The sequence below is a fragment of the Rhodoferax sp. GW822-FHT04A08 genome (genome assembly GCF_058801025.1).
In genome coordinates, this window is the sequence record NZ_JBXAMW010000016.1 from 15,574 (window position 1) to 32,800 (window position 17,227).

Below are 17,227 nucleotides of genomic sequence, written 5' to 3' on the forward strand. Positions count from 1 at the left end.
TGGCAAGGCCCTGGTTCTCTAACCGCGTGGTTCCACGAACGGGCGGCTGGCGGCCATGCAGATGGCAGCCCACTCGCTCGGGTTGGCCTGGGCTTCGCGCGCAAAGTTCACCACCTCCACGCTGATGGGCAGGTCTGTCGGCAAGGCGTCAAACAGGCCTTGCACGTCAATGGTCCCGTCGCCGGGCAACAGGCGCTCGCAGCGCGCCGTATGGATCATTTCTTCGGTGGTGAAGTGGGTGCCGGCCACCGCGTCGCAAATCTGCGCGTAATGCAGCAGCGCGCGCGGAATGGCGCGTATGTCATCCAGCGTGGTGTGTGAGCGGCCCACATGCAGGGCGTCCACCAGAATGCCGGCGTTGGATGGCATGCCGGCATTGCGAATGATGCGCAGGGCGCTGTTGGCATCGGGCACTGCGGTCCAGGGCATGAACTCCAGGTCTGCGGTCATGCCGTAGGGCTGCATCACTTCGCACAGGCGCGCGTAGTTGGCCGTGAGGCGTGCTTCGTCTTTGTCATCGCCCGCCACCAGAATGGCTTTGGCTTTCAACGCCGCACCGGCGTCGTACAGGGCGTCCCAGGTGTGCGGGTCGAACTGTTCACCGATGCGGATGATCTCCAGATCAAACACACCCACGCCTGTGTCCTGCTGCGCGGCCAGCGTCGCGCGCAGCACGTCGGGCTGGCCCAGCAGATGCTGTTGCGGCGCGCCCGGCGCATTGGGCCACAGGCGCAGACCCACAAAGGCGTAGCCGTTGGCCGCGGCGACCCGGATCGCTTCAGGCGGTGTGCAGCGGTGGGAAGTCAGATAGGCAAGAGAGTAGGTGCGCATGTTCAGAAGCTCTGGAGGTGCGTCATTTCAAAGGGGAAACCGGTGTGGGCAGCGCAATGGTGGACACCATGTTGGTGGTCAGGTGCGCCGGGCCGCCCTTGGGTGGCCAGATGCCTTGCGCAACCGCATCGGCGCGTGCCTTGCTGCGCGCATCCAGCGTGGGGTAGGCCCAGATGTTGGTGAAGCGCAGCGGGCCATCCAGTGCCACCATGGCCACCACGCAGGGCGAGAGTTTTTCGCGCGGCGGCACGTATTGCGCCCACAGGTCAATCGTGGGCTGCACGCCGCCGGTCTTGATGCCGTAGGTGCGTATCTCGTACACCGGCCCCACGATGCCGGACTCGGCACTGGGTCGCACTGGCTTCATCCAGGGGAAGCCTTTGTAGCTGTGCTGTTCCAGCGTCTGAAAAATGTCGCCGCAGCCGAACGGGCTGGCGCTCTTCTGCGTGCGCTCGCGCTCGGCTTGCAGCGTGGCTAGATCGGCAAAGCCGCGCAGCACGATCATCTGGTTGAGCACGCCGATGTCGGTAAACCAGCAACCCAGCAGTTCGCCCTGGGCGTCCGCAGAGGTGGCATAGGCCTGCACGTTGGCGGCAGCCTGTCCGGCTGTGCCGAAGGGCAGGGTCATGGTGGCGAGTTCGTAGAACATGGTGATTGGTTCTCTTGGTTAGTGGTTTCTGGAATAGTTTTGTGGCGCTTGGATTTGCTTATTGCTTGGTAGGTGGGGACCGGGAGAGGTGGGTAGGCCATTTCGTCCGTGTCCCCCGCCCTTCGGGCTCCTCCTTTACCTACCGAAATGGCCTACCCACCTCTCCCGGTAGCATTGCGCGCTCGCCAACGCCCTTGTGTGCTGACCACTCTGTCGGAGCTGAGTGATGGGAGGCTTTGCGCAGCGAAATAAAGGAGGAGGCCGCTTGAGCGGCCGGGGGACATTCGCGGAGTAAAGCCTCCCGTCGCTCGGCGACACTACAAAAGCGGGCACGCTATGCATTACAAACTCCCGCAGCGTGGTGCGCCGCGATAAAACCGAAGGTCATGGCGGGGCCGAGGGTGATGCCGCCGCTGGGATAGTTGCCGCCCATCATGCTGTTCATGTCATTGCCACCGGCATACAGGCCAGCGATGGGCTTGCCTTGTGCGTCAAGCACCTGCGCGTGGGTGTTGGTTCGCAGACCTGCGAAGGTACCCAGGCTGCCCGCGACCACCTCGACGGCATAAAAAGGGCCGCGTGCAAGCGGTGCCATGCAGGGGTTGGACAGGCCCTGGCGTTGCGCTTCCACCGCATCGCCCTGGATGCGGTTGTAAGGCGTCTGGCCTTTAGCAAAGTCCTGGTCCACACCGGTCAGCGCCATCTGGTTGTAGCGCTGCACCGTGCGCTCCAGCCCCAGCACGCTGATGCCACAGTTGTTTGCCAGCTCGGCCAGCGTGGTGCCGCGCTGGAGGTAGCCGTTGTCCAGCATGGGGCTCAAGGGCATGGGCGCGGGCTTGACTGCACCCAGCCCATAACGCCGGATAAAGGCGTGGTCGCACACCAGCCAGGCCCGCACCGTCTGCCCTTTGGGCGTGACGCGCAGCAGTCCTTGCATGAAGTCGTGGTACGAATCGGCTTCGTTGGTGAAGCGCTCGCCCTTGTCTGTCACTGCTATCAGCCCCGGCTTGGCACGCTCGATCAGATGCGGGAAATGCGCCACGCTGCCGTCGGCGCGCGGCACCAGCGATACCGGTGCCAGTGCGGCGGCCTGCACCAAATCTTTGGCCACCACACCACCCGTCGATTCGCCCAGGCGCAGGCCATCGCCGGTGTTGCCACGCGAGGCGGCGGACCAGTGCTCCACACCCGTTTCAGCGTGGGGCAGCAGTTCCTTCTTGCGTTGCACGTCATGCGGAAAGCCGCCACAGGCCAGCACCACGCCGCAGCGCGCGCGCACCGTGACATCGTCCTGTGGGCCAGCCAACACGGCACCCACCACTCGGGCGTCCTCGGTCAGCAGGCGCTTGGCGGGGCTGCTGGTGCGGATGTCCACGCCCTTCTCGAAAGCTGAAGCGGCCAGCGCGGCCACCAGCGCATTGCCGTTGACACGGCGCATGCCACGGCCATGCAGCAGCAGGTCGCGCCCGTAGCCCAGCACCCGACGCGCCACGTACCAGAACGAAGCAGGTTTGCGCAGCGCATTCAGAAAATGACGCAGCTCCGCACCTGATGCAATACCCATGCCCCACAGCGTGGTCTCCGGCAGAGGCGGCTTGAGCGCAGCGATGCGCGGCCCCAGCCGCCTGGCGTCAAAGGGCGCCGCGCAAATCGAGCGTCCGCCCGTGGATGCATCGGGCGTGTTGCCATGGAAGTCGGGGATGCCATTGCCATCAATGAATTGCAGCGCCGTGTTGTTGCGAAAGAACTCCACCATCTTCGGCCCGGCCTGCAAGAACGCCAGCGCACGGGCTTCGTCAAACTGCGCGCCCAGTTCATGGCGCAGGTAGGACAGGGGCACGCTGATGTCTTCCACAATGCCCGCCTCGGTGGCCAGCGGGTTGCGCGGTATCCACATCCAGCCCCCCGACCACGCGGTGGTGCCGCCGTATTGCGGGTCCTTCTCGGCCACGATGACCTTCAGCCCCAGATGCGCGGCAGTGACCGCGGCGGACAACCCACCGGCGCCGGAACCGATGACCAACAGGTCGCAGTCCAGCACCGGCGTTGCGTAGGAAGTTGCAGACATGGTTTATAGAAACACGCTTTGACTCAGGGTGCGTAGATGGGCGTGCGTCCGGCACTGGCCGGCACGCCGGAGTGCATGCCCGTCTTGGCAAAGAAGGGCGATGCACTGCTGGCGGCTGCCAGTTGATGGGCCACGTTCACCAGTTCAGCCGCCAGGCCTTGCATGCGCTCCAGCGACAGGCGCACGGTGGGCCCCGCGATGGTCAGCACACCGATGGCCGGCTGGTTGGCAAAGCGCACCGGCGCAGAGATGGCGCTCAGGCCCAGGGAATAGGTATCTATCGTGATGCTGTAGCCGCGCGCACGCGTGGCCTGCACCTGGGTCATGACTTCCTGCAGGGTGGTAGGCGCGTTGGGACCAAACTCTTCGGGCTTGCCCAGCCCCTGGCGGGATACGCAGGCCAGCGCATCGTCATCGCTCATGGTTGAAAGCCAGGCCCAACCGGAGGATGAGCACGACAGGCGCGCATCACTGCCCATGTCGGGGTCGTAGCGCAGCCCTTGGCGTGCGCCCTGGGCTCGCGCCACCCAGGTCAGGCGCTCGCCGTCCACCACCGACAAACGCGTCAACTCACCCGAGACTTCGGCCAGGTGATTGAGCAACGGCTGGGCAATATCCACGATGCCGCTGTTGCTGAGGTAGGACAGGCCCATGGCCACCAGCTTGGTGGTGAGGATGTAGTCGCCGTGGTCGCGCGTCTGGCGCACGTAGCCGTACTTCACCAGATCGGCCAACAGGCGGTGCGTGCCGCTGCGGGGAATGTTGAGCTGGTCGGCAATGGCGGCAAGCTCCAGGCCTTCGCCATGCTTGGACAGCAATTCCAGAATGCCCAGGGTTCTTTCCAGCACGCCGCTCATGCTGCTGCCCCTGGCAGTTGTACGGTGTTGCCGGTACTCGCCGCCTCGCTCACCGCCAGCGTGGCCTGCAGGGTGCGCAGGCCGTCCAGCGCACTGCACAGCGGCGCCTCGGCACCGGCAATGACGGCTGCAAAGTGCTGCAGCTGCATGGTGTAGGGGTCGTCCTTGTGGACGAAGGTTTTCTCCTGCGTCATCTCGGCATACCAGCTGCGCTCGCCGCGGTAGCTCCAGAGCTGTAGGTCGGGCAACGAAAGCGAGCCATGCGTTCCGGCAATGAAGTGCGACTGCACGTTCTGGCGCGGGTACTGGTCCTGCTCGGCGGCACAGAAGTCCCAGCACCAGGGCGCGGTGGCAGTGTCAGACAGCACCACCGTGCCCAGCGCACCATTGGCAAAACGCAGCACGGCAGCGGCCGTGTCTTCCACCTCAAAGCCGCGCACCGCGTTGCTGCCCAGTGCCTGCACTGTGGTGATCTCGCCGCACAGAAAGCGCAGCATGTCGATCTCGTGGATCAGGTTGATCAGGATGGGGCCGCCGCCCTTGCTGCGGCGCCAGGCTGCGTCAAAGTAGGCATCGGGCTTGAAAAAGGTGGCCATCACATTGGCACTGACCATGCGGCCCAGGGTGCCGTCCTGCACGATCTTGCGGGCGCGCCGGTTGATGGGGTTGTGGCGGCGGTGGTGCCCCACCAGCACGGGCACGCCCGTGCGCGCCTGCACATCCACCAGCTGCTGTGCCTCGGCCACGGTATCGGCCACGGGCTTCTCTACCAGCGCGGCCACGCCATGCTCCAGGCAGTCCACGGCTTGGGTGATGTGCAGGGAATTGGGCGTGGCCACGATGGCCCCCTGGGGTTTGATGCTGTCCAGCAGGTCCAGGTGGTTGGCAAACCAGGGCACGTTCAGGCTCTGCGCCATTGCCTTGGCCGCGTCGCTGGGGTCGGCAATGCCTGCCAGATTCAGGTTGCTGCTGCGGCTGATGCGGTCGATATGGGTGCGGCCAATGCCGCCGGCGCCGAACAAGGCAATCTGGGTCTTGGAAGAAAGGGACATGGTTATGGCGATCCGTGGTGTTTGCGCCAGTGTAAATAAAACCAGAACATAAATCAATAGTTGAATAGCATTCCACTTTTATGTACCATTCACCCACCTTTTCAAAAAAACCTATTTGCGAGACCTCTCCATGTCCGACCCGCTCAACGGTGCTACCCGTGTCCATTTCATCGTGGGTGACCCAATCGCCCAGGTAAAGTCCCCCGCCGGCGTAACCCAGGCCTTTCACGACCACGGCAATAACGCCTACGTCATGCCGGCCCATGTGGCTCCTGCCGATCTGCCCGCCTGGGTGGCCGGCGTGTCACTGGCCAAAAATGTGGACGGCATCATCGTCACCGTGCCGCACAAATTTGCCTGCCACGACCTGTGCGGCAGCACGTCGGAGCGCGCCGCATTCCTGCACACCGTCAACACCATGCGCCGCAACCCCGACGGCAGCTGGCATGGCGACATGTTCGACGGCCTGGGCTTTGTCTCTGCAATGCATGACAACGGCTGCGCCCCCCAGGGCAAAAAAACCCTGCTGGTGGGCGCTGGCGGCGCCGGTTCGGCCATAGCCCATGCGCTGGTCACGGCCGGTGTGCGGGAGCTGGCCATTTACGACGAAGACAGCACCCGGCGCGAGACCCTGATCCAGCGCCTGGCTGGCTTGCAGCGTTGTCCGGTGACCAGCGGCAGCGCCGACCCCAGCGGCTTCGATGTGGTGATCAACGCCACGCCGGTCGGCATGAAGGACGGCGACCCGTATCCACTACTGGCCGACAAACTCAGCGCAGACATGTTTGTGGGCTGCGTCATCACCCAGCCCGCCATCACGCCGCTGATTGCCGCGGCGCGTGCCAAGGGCTGCAAGACCATGACCGGGGCGCACATGTTTGGCCGCGTGCGTGACCTGATGGTTGACTTCCTGCTGGGCAAATAACCATGGAAGTGCTCACAACCCTGCCTGCCACCGCAAGCTACGACGTGGTGGTCATAGGTGCCGGCGGTGCTGGCATGTCCACCGCGCTGTTTGCCGCCATGGACGGTGCTCGGGTGCTGCTGGTGGAACACACACAGTATGTGGGCGGCACCACCGCCTGGTCTGCCGGGACCACCTGGGTTCCGGGCACGCACCATGCAGCCAAGGTCAACCCGTCGGACACGCTGCAAGCCGCCCGCACCTACCTGGACGCGGCCATCGGCAACCATGCCGCACCCGCCATGCGCCAGGCCTTTCTGGACCATGGAGCCGCTGCCGTCAAGCGCCTGGAGGCACAGAGCGATGTGCAGTACCGCCCCTACCCCAAACACCCCGACTACATCTCCGACCTGCCCGGCTCCACCCTGAACGGGCGCGCACTGGAGCCGCTGCCATTTGATGGTCGGCTGCTGGGTGATCTGTTCGGGCTGATCCGCCCGCCCATTCCCGAATTCACCGTGCTGGGCGGCATGATGGTGGACCGCACCGACATCAACCACCTGCTGGGCATGACGGGCTCCTGGGCCTCGTTCCAGCACTCCGTGCGCATCATCCTGCGCCACGCCGCAGACCGGCTGCGCTACCCGCGCGGCACACGGCTGGTGATGGGTAACGCCCTGATTGCACGGCTGCTGTATTCGCTCTCCAAACGACCCAACGTGACGCTGTCGCTCAACACGTCGCTGGAGCAGCTGGGCGATGCGAACGGCCCGGTGCAGAGCGTGGTGCTCAGCCAGGGTGGCAAGCGCTGCACGGTGCAGGTCAAGGGTGGCGTGGTGTTGGCGTCCGGCGGCTTCAACCGCAATGCCGCCGAACGCCAGAAGCGGCTACCCGGCGGCAATGAGGCCTGGTGCCCCGGCGCACCCGGCCACACCGGCGTGGCGCTGGAGATGGCACGCCAGCGTGGTGCCCACTTTGCCACCGGCGGCAAGAGCGATGCATTCTGGGCACCGGTGTCGCTGCGCAAGCGCGCCGACGGCAGCACCGCCGTGTTCCCCCACTTTGTGATGGACCGCGCCAAGCCCGGCTTTGTCACCGTCAACCAGGCAGGCAAGCGCTTCGTCAACGAAAGCACCTCCTACCACCTGTTCGGACTGGCCATGCAGGAGGCCCACAAGACCAGCCCGTCCGTGCCGGCCTACCTGGTGTGCGATGCCGAGGCCCTGCGCAAATACGGTGTCGGCATGGTGCGCCCGGGCGGCAAGGGACTGGCGCCCTTTCTGGCCGATGGCTATCTGACCGAAGGCGCCACACTCGAAGAGCTGGCGGGCAAGCTGGGCGTGGATGCACAAGGACTGGTCGCCAGCGTGCAGCAGATCAACCGCTATGCCGAAACCGGTGTCGACCCGGACTTCGGCCGCGGCGTAACGGCTTACCAGCAAAACATTGGCGATGCGACGGCGGGCCACAAGAACCCCAACCTGGGCCCGATCGCTACCGCCCCGTTTTACGCGGTCAAACTCTACCCGGGCGACATAGGCGCTTCCACGGGCCTTGCAACCGACACCCAGGCGCAGGTACTGGGCGAGGACGGCCAGCCCATTGGCGGGCTCTACGCGGTGGGCAACGACATGCACTCCATCATGGGCGGCGTCTACACCGCTCCGGGCATCACCATCGGGCCGGGTTTGGTGTTTGGCTGCATCGCAGCGCAGCACGCCGTCGCGCGCGCCAGGAGCTGATACACCAGGATCAGGAGCGCGCTCTGGCCCCGGCTGAGCGCGACCAGAACAGCCAGATCAGCAATTGCAAACCAACGGCCAATGCGCCGTTGGCAAACAGGGCCTGACGCACGCCAAGCAGGCTGACGGACAGCCCGGTGAGCAATCCGCCCAAGGCCATGCCGCCGCGCATGACCAGCATGAACAGGCTGACACTCTGGCCACGCACTTCCGCCTGTGCGGCGGACTGCAGCAAGGTGTTGGCGGATGTGTTGCTGAGCGTCATGGCAAAGCCCGCGCAGGCGAACAGCAGCGCCAACTCCCAGGGTGACGTGCATTGCGAAGCCAGCATGACCACCAGGCCGTAAGCAATGGCAAAGCCGGTGCTGATGGCGCGCCGGTCGCGCTGGGCGTCCAGCCCCAACAGTGCGATGGCACCCAGCAAACCGCCCACACCAAAGGCCCCGACCGCCATGCTGAAGTGGCTCACATCCCCATGCATGGCCTGCTGCACCAGCACCGGACAGAACACCACAATCGGCGCGCACAGCACCGCCGAAACCAGTACGGTTGCCAGCGCTGAGCGCAGCAGCGGCTGGGCCAGGACGGCGCGCACATTGCCCAGCATGCGCAGCCAGGCAAAACCGGAAGAGGCGTTGGTCCCGTTGTTGGCAGGCGGCAGCACCCACAACGCCACCAGGATGAAAGGCAGGTACGACACGGCGCTGACACTGAAGGCACCCGCTGCCCCCATGCTGCCCATCAGCACCCCCGCAATTGCCGGTCCCGCGATGCGTGACAGGTTGAACTGGGTGGAGTTGAGCGCAATGCCGGTCGCGATCTGGCGCTTCTCCACGATGCTGGGAACAATCGACTGGAAAGACGGCATGGACAAGCCGTCGGTCACGCCGACCACCAGCGACAGGCCAATCACCATCCAGGGCTGCACCGCATGGAAATACAGCAGCAACACAATGGCCACCGGGCACAGCATCTGCACCGACTGAAAGCGCAGAATCGTCATGCGCCTATCCGCCGTATCGGCCAGCGCGCCGCCCACCAGGGTCAGTACGAAGACGGGGGCCGCCAGCGCAAACGCATCCAGCCCCAGCAGCATGGGCGAAGCGCCCAGGCTGAGCAGCAGCCAGGGCTGGGCCACCTGTTGCGCCCAGGTGCCGATGTTGGAAAGCAGCGAAGCGCACCAGAAGGTACCGAAGCGCCGGGTGCGCAGCAGGCGCAGCGACTCACTGAAAGCGGTGGCAGACATCGCCCATTATTGACTTGCAGCCAGCCAGGTCCTGGTGGCGCACCCTGGGTAAAGACAAGTTGTGCGGCGGCTTTTCTTGTCCCAAGTCAAGGAGCGATGGCGGCCAAGGCGTCACCATTGCTGCACGACAGGTAGTTGCGCGCCGCGCTGCCGGCTTCGCTTCCCACATCCATGACCAAGATCTCCTTTCCCTCGAAACTGCGCTGGCGGCATATTGCTGCGGCCCTTGCCTTGCTGGCAGTCGTCTACTTTGCCGTCACTTGGTGGCTGGGCCCCAAGGTGAATGTGGAAACCGTGGTGCGACACGACTTTGTCCAGTCGGTGGTTGCCAGCGGCCATGTGGAAAGCCCGCACCGCGTGGACATTGGCTCCCAGATCACCGCAACGGTGACGCGTGTCCCCGTCAACGAAGGGGACAGCGTCACGGCAGGAACGTTGCTTATAGCCCTTGCCAACACCGAACTGCAGGCCACCGAACGCCAGGCCGATCTGGCTGTCATCCAGGCACAGGGCAAGCTGCGCCAATTGCAGGAGGTACAGGCACCCGTGGCGGAGCAGGCCTTGCGCCAGGCACAGTCCAGCCTGGATAACGCCAACGCCAGCTACAAACGCAACCAGGACTTGTTCAAGCAAGGTTTCATAGGCCAGGCGGCGCTGGACGACTCCCGCAAGGCAGCGGAGCTGGCCGATGCACAGTTTCACTCCGCGCAAAAGCAGTTGGAGACCACCGGCAAGTCCGGCAGCGATTACGCACTGGCCCTGAGTGCGGTGGAAGAGGCGCGCGCTGCTGCCGATGCCGCGCACGCGCGCGCCAAGTACGCGTTGGTGCGGTCGCCTCTGGACGGCACCTTGATCGGACGCAGCGTGGAAGTGGGTGACGTGGTGCAACCCGGCAAGGTGCTGATGACACTGTCCCCCAATGGAAAGACCCAGGTCGTGGTGGCCATCGACGAAAAGAACCTGCATCTGATCCGCCTGGGCCAGAAGGCCGTGGTGTCGGCCGATGCGTATCCGCAGCAGAAGTTTGAAGCGCAGCTGGTGTATATCAACCCTGGCGTGAATGCCCAGACCGGTGCGGTGGACGTCAAGCTCGATGTGCCACAGCCGCCCGAGGTGCTACGCCAGGACATGACAGTCTCGGTCGATATCGAAGTGGCACGCCGCCCCCGTGCATTGATGCTGCCCGCCTCCACGGTGCGGGACGCGGAAAGCGCTGCACCCTGGGTATTGCGTGTGCAGGACGGACGCGCAGCCAAGGTGCTGGTGCAGATCGGTCTGCGCAGCGGCAGCATGCTGGAGGCGCTGCAGGGCGTGCAGGAGGGTGATCTGCTGGTATCGGGATCGCCCAGCGTGAAACCCGGGGACCGGGTGCGCGTTGCCGCCACAGCGCATTAGGAGCCGGTGTGTTCACAAGCTGGTTACCGTTTGAATGGATTGTGTCCATCCGCTTTCTGCGCGAGGGGCGGTTGCAGACTGTATTCATCATCGCCGGGGTGGCCATTGGTGTGGGCGTGATCGTCTTCATGTCGGCACTGCTGGCCGGTCTGCAAAGCAACTTCATCCGCCGTGTGCTGTCCACCCAATCCCACATCCAGCTGCTGCAACCCCAGCAGGTGACGCGCCCGCAACGCAACGGCAGCGATGCACCCAAAGGCCAGCTGGAAGGCGCCATCATCCAGCCACCGTTGCAACAGGCCAAGTCGATAGACCAGTGGCAGGCCGTGGTCAGTCAGGTGCGCGCCCTGCCTGGCATCAAGGTGGTGTCACCGGTGGCCAGCGGCTCGGTGCTGGCCGTGCGCGGCAGCGCCACCAAGGCGGTGACGGTCTCCGGCATTGAGCCTGACACCTACTTCCGCATCGTCGACTTCAGCGACAAGCTGGTACGCGGCAGTCTGCGATTGACAGGCTCGGACATCCTCATAGGCACCGAACTCAGCAACGACCTGGGCGTGGACGTGGGTGACAAACTGCATGTGACTGCAGCCAACGGCAGCACCTCCGCACTCACCATCACCGGCATCTTTGATCTGGGCAACAAGGGTGCCAACCAGCGCAGCACCTTCACTACCTTGCGCATGGCGCAAAGCCTGCTGGACATGTCGGGCGGCGTGACCAGTGTCGAAGTGACCGTCAACGACATCTACGCCGCCGAAGTCATGGCGCAGCGCATCGCAGCGGCCACCGGCGTGGAGGCCGACAGCTGGATCAAGAACAGTGCCCAATTCTTTGCCGCAGTGAGCGCGCAGACCACAGCCAACACGGCCATCCGCTTCTTCGTCGGGCTGTCGGTGGCTTTCGGCATCGCCAGCGTGCTGGTGGTATCGGTGGTGCAGAAGTCGCGCGAGATCGGCATTCTGCGCGCCATGGGCATCTCGCGCAGTCAGATCCTGCGGGTGTTCCTGTTGCAGGGCGGCCTGTTGGGCTTTGGCGGCTCGCTGGTGGGCTGCGCCATCGGCGCCACGGCACTCAGCCTGTGGCAGAAGCTGGCGCGCAATGCCGACGGCACGCCGCTGTTTCCGCTGGAGTTTGATCCCCAGCTCTTCGCGCTGGCCCTGGTGCTGGCCACGTTGACCGGCCTGTTGGCCGCCTATGCGCCAGCCCTGCGGGCAGCGCGCCTTGATCCGGTGGTGGCTATCCGTGGCTGAAGAAACCGTTGTCCATCTGCAGGGGGTACGCAAGGCCTTCAACCAGGGCACGCCTTTTGAGACCGAAGTGTTGCATGGCATTGACCTGAAGCTGCAGCGCGGTGAGTTCTGCGCCGTGGTGGGGCCGTCGGGTTCCGGCAAAAGCACCTTGCTCAACATCGTGGGCCTGCTGGACCGGCCAAGCTCCGGCAGCCTGCAGATCAGCGGTGAAGAAACCACGGTGCTCAACGACAGCTCGCTCACGCGGCTGCGTGGCCACACCATTGGCTTCGTGTTCCAGTACCACCATCTGATCACCGCCTTTACTGCGCTGGAGAACGTGATGATTCCCATGCTGGGCGCGGCCGGCTTCCCCAATCCGCAGATGCGCGAGCGGGCGCTGCAGCTGATCGACAGCGTGGGCCTGACGCAGTGGAAGGACAACATGGCCGGCAACATGAGCGGCGGCCAGCAGCAACGCGTGGCCATCGCGCGCGCCCTGGCCATGAACCCGGCTGTGCTATTGGCCGATGAGCCCACCGGCAACCTGGACACCAAGAGCGCCGACGCGGTCTTCTCGCTGCTGAGAAAGGTCAATCAGGAGCAAGGCACCACCATCCTCTTCGTCACCCACAACCCGGACCTGGCCCGGCGCTGTGACAAGACCATCCAGGTGGTGGATGGCATGGTCATCGAATAATGGCTAATCGTCGAATTGGCTCGGATCAGAGAGTTTGGACCGCTGACGGAAAAATTCCTCTTGAGTCTTTCTGTAACGTATGGCCGCACTTGGCGTTTGCCATTTCCATTGAATGGCCTGGAATTCCGGTAGGGCGGCAAACTTGATCATCAACGCATCTATCCTCTTGATGGTTCGCCTCCCCCACTCTGTCTTGGGGCAGGAAAAGCCGAACTTCACCATGGCATTTCCGGCCACCGGTGCAGTGATGAAACCGGCGCTACGCAATTCCGGATTTCGATTTAACTGGTACGCAAAGATCGTGTCATATTCCAGAAAGTAGTCTCCACGTCCCAACGCAACCATCTTGAGCAAGTTGGAACCAGCGTCTGCTCTAAGGACTTCGTGGATGCCTGAGTTTGGACTGCGTCGACTTAACAATGCATCGAACACAGGACCATAGCTGCGTTTTTGCTCGATTAAGCCCTTCATGTCAGCTCTATCGAACAGCGTCGCAGGCAGGATCTCTCCGTTGGAGTTTTTTGCAAGCTTGGCAATGATTTGGGGACGGGCAATCAGTTGTGGCGGAGCCACCAGAAACGCAGGGGAGTGGTATGAAAATTTCGCCCGCTCCGGAGTGTTCACACTGCCTGCCAGGCAGCTTTCAACGCCATTACTTAGATTGGACAGCGCACGTGGTGTGCTGACAACCGTGAATTCGTGTTTGGCATCGGGCCACTCATCCATCAACATTTGAATAATGGCATCCATTGTCCCCGTGGTTGGTCTGCCGTTATCCAGCATCCATATGGGTGCGATATCCTGCACCATCCAGTTGATAGTTGGTAACTCAGTGGCATTGCCCATTCGCGGGCAGCAAAGTCCCCACGCAATCGCTCCGATCGCCAGCGCCATACGGCGACGCGACACATATTCCGAAGTGCCATGAGATTCTTTGGATTCTGGTGTGCGGGGCATGCCTGACCTACCTCCTCTGATTGAACGTGCGCCCTTTGCGGGGAAGAAAATCCAACATCTTCAACGTCGCAAATGGTGACAATCGATACACCGCCCCCAATCCCCGCATTGCAGAACTTCATGCAATTTGCCAACCACCTCCAACTTTCTGTGACTGACGCGAGGAGCCTGTGACGCTATGAATGTCTGCGCACAATTATTTTGATTTTCTCACTTCCTGTCTCAAAGTATCTGGAAGGTTTTACAAGTGCGTGTTCGTGAAGAACTATTCATGCATGCAGGCCTCGTCGGCACTGCGTTGCCCTTCATCCCGTGTGCAAGGATGTTCTTCAGGGCAGCACAAGGCCCTCAATGGAGACGCCCAACATGTCGGCCAGCACCTGCACCACCACGCGGTGGTCGTCACGCTGCGGCAGGCCGGAGATGGTTACCGTCCCCAGATAGCCCACGCCCCGCACCCGCACCGGAAAGCTGCCGCCGTGGTGGGCGTAGTCGCGCAGGGGCAGGCCCGACTGTGTTTGCAGGGTCTCCCCGTCCTGCAGCGCCAGCCCCACGGCATACGAACTGCGCTGCTGCAGTTCGGTGGTGTTACGTTTGCGGCGGGCCCAGTCCGTGTTGTTGGGTGAGGTGCCCGGCATGGCGTAGAAGAAGACGGTGTCGCGGGCCAAGCGTATCTCTATGGTCACCGCCAGACTCTGCGACTCGCAATACGCCTTGAGGGCGTTGCCCAGGTTCCACGCAACCGTGTTGTCAAAGGTTTCAAATTGCAGCAGCGCTTCCTGACGGGCAATGATCGCCAGATCACGCGGCGCGTCGGTGGGTATGTCCATGGGGTGTGCGTCTCAGAGGATCAGAACGGCTCTGAAGTCATTGATGTTGGTGAAGGTCGGCCCGGTATGAACCAGCGTGCCAGCGGCATCGAGAAAGCTGGCACTGTCGTTGCCGTCCAGGCACTGCAGGGCCGAGAGGCCGCGCTGCGCGCCCAGCGCCAGCGTCTGGTCGTTGATCCAGGCGCCTGCGGCTTCGGCCTTGCCGTCCAGCCCATCGGTGCCAGCTGAGAGGGCGAGGATACGCTGCACGCCCTTCTGGTCTTTCAGGGCCAGGGCCATGGCCAAAGCGAATTCGGTGTTGCGACCGCCACGACCCTTGCCGCGCACGGTCACGGTGGCTTCGCCGCCGGAGATCAGTACACAAGGCGCCTTGAAGGGAACATCGTGCTGCGCCACGCTCAGGGCAATCGCCGCATGGGCCTTGGCCAGATCCCGGGCCTCGCCTTCCATGGCGTCGGAGAGGATGTGACACGCCAGCCCCAGACTGGCCGCCTTGCGGCTTGCTGCCTGCATGCCGTCCCAGGCACTGGCAACCACCGCGTGGGTGTTGGCAGCAAGCCGCGCGTCACCCGGCTTGACCGACTCCCAACGCCCTGCCTGCAGCGACTCCAGCACCGCCGGGAGATGGGTGATGCCATAGCGCTGCAGCACGGCCAGGGCATCGGCGCAGGTGCTGGCGTCCGGCAGGGTCGGCCCGGATGCGATGAGCGTGGGCTCGTCTCCCGGAATGTCGGAAATCAGCAGGGTGACCACGCGCGCCGGATAAGCCGCGGCGGCCAGGCGCCCGCCCTTGATGGCCGACAGATGCCGGCGCACGGTATTGATTTCGGAGATGGACGCCCCGCGCAGCAGCAACGCCTTGGTGATGCTTTGCTTGTCTTCCAGCGTGAGCCCATCCGCAGGGTTGGCGCACAGCGCTGAGCCACCGCCGGACACCAGGGCAATGACCAGGTCGTCGCTATGCAAACCGCTGACGGCCTGCAGCAGCGCATCACCGCCGTGCACGCTGCTCGCATCCGGTACCGGGTGGCTGCCTGTCAACACGCGGATGTTGCGCAGCGGGCGCGTAGCACCTTCGGGCACCACCACCACACCGCTCACGGGCCCTTGCCAGTGCGCCTCCACGGCCTGTGCCATGGCAGCGGCGGCCTTGCCCACGCCCACCACCACCGTGCGCCCCAAAGGCGGCGGCGGCAGATGCGGCGGAATCACCTGCAGCGGATCGGCCGCATCCAGCGCGGCGCGGTAGAGCTGCATGAGCACATCGTGCGGCGCCAGCTCAGCCCAGGTCATAGTCGATCACCAGCACATCCTCCAGATACGGCTTGAGGCGCTCCACAAAGGCCTGGTGCTTTGGGTGCGGGAGGTAGTGCGCACGTGCTGCGGCATCGACAAAGGTCAGCACGAAGGCGTGGGTGAAACCGCGGTTCAGCCCCTCGGGGCTGTTGTTCTCGCCGGCCTCAAAGGCGCTGACGCCCTCGATCACTTTCGGCAAGGCGGCAAAGGCCTGGGACAGTTCCGCGATCACCGCCGCAGTGGCGCTGGCGTTGAACTTGAACAGGACGATATGGCGAACGGGTAGGGATGTTGTCATAGGCCGCACTGTACTGCCAGCAGCTGTTGCATGCGTGCCAGCGCCAGGTCGGGTTGCGCCAGCACGCCGCACTGGTCGGCCAGCTCGAACACGCGGGCGTAATGCGCAATGCCGCGCGATGCCTGTGCGCCTGCAGCCATGGAGAAATGGCGCTGATGTCCGTTGAGCCAGGCCAGGAACACCACGCCGGCCTTGTAGTGGCGCGTGGGCGCGCGAAAGATTTCGCGCGACAGGGCGACGGTGGGGTCCAGCAGTTCACGGTAGCGTTGCGTGTTGCCCGCTGCCAGCTCGCCCAAGGCCACGGCTGCCACCGGCGCGATGGGGTCGAAGATGCCCAGCAGCCCGTGCGAATGGCCCTGCGCGTCGCCCGCGATCAGTTCGGCGTAGTTGAAGTCGTCACCGGTGTACATCTTCACCCCCGCGGGCAGACGGCGGCGCAGCTCGATCTCCCACTTGGCTTCCAGCAGGGACACCTTGATGCCCTCGACCTTGGAGGCGTTGGCACGTATCAGTGCGGTCACCGTGTCCAGCGCGGTGGGGATGTCACTGCTGCCCCAGTAGCCCTTGAGTGCCGGGTCAAACATCTCACCCAGCCAGTGCAGGATTACCGGCTTGTCGCTGTCCTGCAGCAGGCGGCCATACAGGCGGTGGTAATCATCGGCAGACCTGGCGGCACGTGCCAGGGCGCGGCTGGCCATGAGGATGGCGGTGCCGCCTTCGGCCTGCACCACCTCGAACTGCTCGCGGTAAGCGCGCTCGACCTGCTCCAGTGTCACATCGGGTCCGGCAGCGAGCTGGTCGGTGCCGACGCCGCAGGCCAGATCGGCACCGGGCACAGTGCGGGCATGGCGTATGGAGCGCTGGATCAGCTCGCGCGCCACGGCCCAGTCCACCCCCATGCCGCGCTGCGCGGTGTCCATGGCCTCGGCCACCTTGAAACCGAGCCGGTACAGGTGGTCCCGGAAAGCCAGTGTGGTGTCCCAGTCCACCACGGGGGAATCGTCAAACGGATTCTGCGTCGCACACGGGTTGATCACCACGTGGGATGCGGCATACACCGTGCGATTGAACGCTGGCAGTGCGCGCGCCGGCACGATGGGCTGCGCCTTGGGTGTGTAGGGCTTGAGGCTGCCGTCGGCCTGGGGAAGTTGGAGCGTGTGTGTCATGGAATGC

At 64.0% G+C, this 17,227-nt stretch carries 16 protein-coding genes; 5 read left to right on the forward strand and 11 right to left on the reverse strand.

Going from position 1 to position 17,227, the window contains the following annotated elements:
- Positions 1-18: 18 nt before the first annotated feature.
- From AC1RMF_RS22095 to AC1RMF_RS22115, 5 genes are all read right to left on the reverse strand, one after another.
- Complete coding sequence (locus tag AC1RMF_RS22095; RefSeq protein ID WP_493144376.1) at positions 19-831, reverse strand: sugar phosphate isomerase/epimerase family protein; 813 nt, start codon at positions 829-831, stop codon at positions 19-21.
- Between the two features lie 22 nt (positions 832-853).
- Entirely contained in the window at positions 854-1,480 is a 627-nt protein-coding gene (locus tag AC1RMF_RS22100) for an NIPSNAP family protein (protein WP_493144378.1), read from the reverse strand.
- Between the two features lie 334 nt (positions 1,481-1,814).
- The gene (locus AC1RMF_RS22105) at positions 1,815-3,548 is read right to left on the reverse strand and encodes an FAD-dependent oxidoreductase (protein WP_493144381.1); all 1,734 of its coding nucleotides are present in this window, start codon (positions 3,546-3,548) and stop codon (positions 1,815-1,817) included.
- Between the two features lie 23 nt (positions 3,549-3,571).
- On the reverse strand, positions 3,572-4,405 hold the full coding sequence (locus AC1RMF_RS22110) for an IclR family transcriptional regulator (RefSeq protein ID WP_342620904.1): 834 nt from the start codon (positions 4,403-4,405) through the stop codon (positions 3,572-3,574).
- Positions 4,402-5,457 carry a Gfo/Idh/MocA family protein gene (locus AC1RMF_RS22115; protein ID WP_493144384.1) on the reverse strand — a complete coding sequence of 352 codons (1,056 nt, stop codon included), beginning with the start codon at positions 5,455-5,457 and terminating at the stop codon, positions 4,402-4,404. The genes AC1RMF_RS22110 and AC1RMF_RS22115 overlap by 4 nt, the downstream gene beginning before the upstream one ends.
- A gap of 130 nt (positions 5,458-5,587) precedes the next feature.
- Between AC1RMF_RS22115 and AC1RMF_RS22120 the strand changes: the two genes are divergently transcribed.
- Positions 5,588-6,382, forward strand: coding sequence for a shikimate dehydrogenase family protein (locus AC1RMF_RS22120; RefSeq protein ID WP_493144385.1), 795 nt, complete (start codon positions 5,588-5,590; stop codon positions 6,380-6,382).
- Positions 6,383-6,384: 2 nt separating this feature from the next.
- Entirely contained in the window at positions 6,385-8,103 is a 1,719-nt protein-coding gene (locus AC1RMF_RS22125) for an FAD-dependent oxidoreductase (RefSeq protein WP_493144387.1), read from the forward strand.
- A gap of 10 nt (positions 8,104-8,113) precedes the next feature.
- On the opposite strand, the gene AC1RMF_RS22130 is transcribed toward AC1RMF_RS22125, so the two are convergent.
- Positions 8,114-9,349, reverse strand: coding sequence for an MFS transporter (locus AC1RMF_RS22130; protein WP_493144388.1), 1,236 nt, complete (start codon positions 9,347-9,349; stop codon positions 8,114-8,116).
- 171 nt (positions 9,350-9,520) lie between these two features.
- Here AC1RMF_RS22130 and AC1RMF_RS22135 point away from each other — a divergent pair, with 171 nt between their 5' ends.
- From AC1RMF_RS22135 to AC1RMF_RS22145, 3 genes are read left to right on the forward strand one after another with little or no spacing between them, the layout of a single operon-like run.
- Positions 9,521-10,744 carry an efflux RND transporter periplasmic adaptor subunit gene (locus AC1RMF_RS22135; protein ID WP_493144390.1) on the forward strand — a complete coding sequence of 408 codons (1,224 nt, stop codon included), beginning with the start codon at positions 9,521-9,523 and terminating at the stop codon, positions 10,742-10,744.
- Positions 10,745-10,752: 8 nt separating this feature from the next.
- Positions 10,753-11,994 carry an FtsX-like permease family protein gene (locus AC1RMF_RS22140; RefSeq protein ID WP_342620898.1) on the forward strand — a complete coding sequence of 414 codons (1,242 nt, stop codon included), beginning with the start codon at positions 10,753-10,755 and terminating at the stop codon, positions 11,992-11,994.
- Positions 11,987-12,673, forward strand: a complete 687-nt coding sequence (locus AC1RMF_RS22145; protein WP_446738022.1) for an ABC transporter ATP-binding protein — start codon at positions 11,987-11,989, stop codon at positions 12,671-12,673. The genes AC1RMF_RS22140 and AC1RMF_RS22145 overlap by 8 nt, the downstream gene beginning before the upstream one ends.
- Before the next feature lie 3 nt (positions 12,674-12,676).
- On the opposite strand, the gene AC1RMF_RS22150 is transcribed toward AC1RMF_RS22145, so the two are convergent.
- From AC1RMF_RS22150 to AC1RMF_RS22170, 5 genes are all read right to left on the reverse strand, one after another.
- Positions 12,677-13,630, reverse strand: coding sequence for a TIGR02285 family protein (locus AC1RMF_RS22150; protein ID WP_493144393.1), 954 nt, complete (start codon positions 13,628-13,630; stop codon positions 12,677-12,679).
- Positions 13,631-13,959: 329 nt separating this feature from the next.
- Positions 13,960-14,460, reverse strand: coding sequence for a heme-degrading domain-containing protein (locus tag AC1RMF_RS22155; protein ID WP_493144394.1), 501 nt, complete (start codon positions 14,458-14,460; stop codon positions 13,960-13,962).
- A gap of 12 nt (positions 14,461-14,472) precedes the next feature.
- Positions 14,473-15,753 (reverse strand): glycerate kinase type-2 family protein, encoded by a 1,281-nt coding sequence (locus tag AC1RMF_RS22160; RefSeq protein WP_493144395.1) that lies wholly within the window; start codon positions 15,751-15,753, stop codon positions 14,473-14,475.
- Positions 15,740-16,054, reverse strand: coding sequence for a Dabb family protein (locus AC1RMF_RS22165; protein ID WP_493144397.1), 315 nt, complete (start codon positions 16,052-16,054; stop codon positions 15,740-15,742). The genes AC1RMF_RS22160 and AC1RMF_RS22165 overlap by 14 nt, the downstream gene beginning before the upstream one ends.
- Positions 16,051-17,220, reverse strand: coding sequence for a dihydrodipicolinate synthase family protein (locus AC1RMF_RS22170; RefSeq protein WP_493144399.1), 1,170 nt, complete (start codon positions 17,218-17,220; stop codon positions 16,051-16,053). Before AC1RMF_RS22170 ends, AC1RMF_RS22165 begins: the two co-directional genes overlap by 4 nt.
- Positions 17,221-17,227 lie beyond the last annotated feature (7 nt).

Coding starts and splice junctions, on each gene's coding strand:
- AC1RMF_RS22115 (WP_493144384.1), bottom strand. CDS start 5,457: ATGTCCCTTTCTTCCAAGACCCAGATTGCCTTGTTCGGCGCCGGCGGC.
- AC1RMF_RS22160 (WP_493144395.1), bottom strand. CDS start 15,753: ATGACCTGGGCTGAGCTGGCGCCGCACGATGTGCTCATGCAGCTCTAC.
- AC1RMF_RS22150 (WP_493144393.1), bottom strand. CDS start 13,630: ATGCCCCGCACACCAGAATCCAAAGAATCTCATGGCACTTCGGAATAT.
- AC1RMF_RS22135 (WP_493144390.1), top strand. CDS start 9,521: ATGACCAAGATCTCCTTTCCCTCGAAACTGCGCTGGCGGCATATTGCT.
- AC1RMF_RS22130 (WP_493144388.1), bottom strand. CDS start 9,349: ATGTCTGCCACCGCTTTCAGTGAGTCGCTGCGCCTGCTGCGCACCCGG.
- AC1RMF_RS22120 (WP_493144385.1), top strand. CDS start 5,588: ATGTCCGACCCGCTCAACGGTGCTACCCGTGTCCATTTCATCGTGGGT.
- AC1RMF_RS22155 (WP_493144394.1), bottom strand. CDS start 14,460: ATGGACATACCCACCGACGCGCCGCGTGATCTGGCGATCATTGCCCGT.
- AC1RMF_RS22165 (WP_493144397.1), bottom strand. CDS start 16,054: ATGACAACATCCCTACCCGTTCGCCATATCGTCCTGTTCAAGTTCAAC.
- AC1RMF_RS22170 (WP_493144399.1), bottom strand. CDS start 17,220: ATGACACACACGCTCCAACTTCCCCAGGCCGACGGCAGCCTCAAGCCC.
- AC1RMF_RS22125 (WP_493144387.1), top strand. CDS start 6,385: ATGGAAGTGCTCACAACCCTGCCTGCCACCGCAAGCTACGACGTGGTG.
- AC1RMF_RS22105 (WP_493144381.1), bottom strand. CDS start 3,548: ATGTCTGCAACTTCCTACGCAACGCCGGTGCTGGACTGCGACCTGTTG.
- AC1RMF_RS22100 (WP_493144378.1), bottom strand. CDS start 1,480: ATGTTCTACGAACTCGCCACCATGACCCTGCCCTTCGGCACAGCCGGA.
- AC1RMF_RS22110 (WP_342620904.1), bottom strand. CDS start 4,405: ATGAGCGGCGTGCTGGAAAGAACCCTGGGCATTCTGGAATTGCTGTCC.
- AC1RMF_RS22095 (WP_493144376.1), bottom strand. CDS start 831: ATGCGCACCTACTCTCTTGCCTATCTGACTTCCCACCGCTGCACACCG.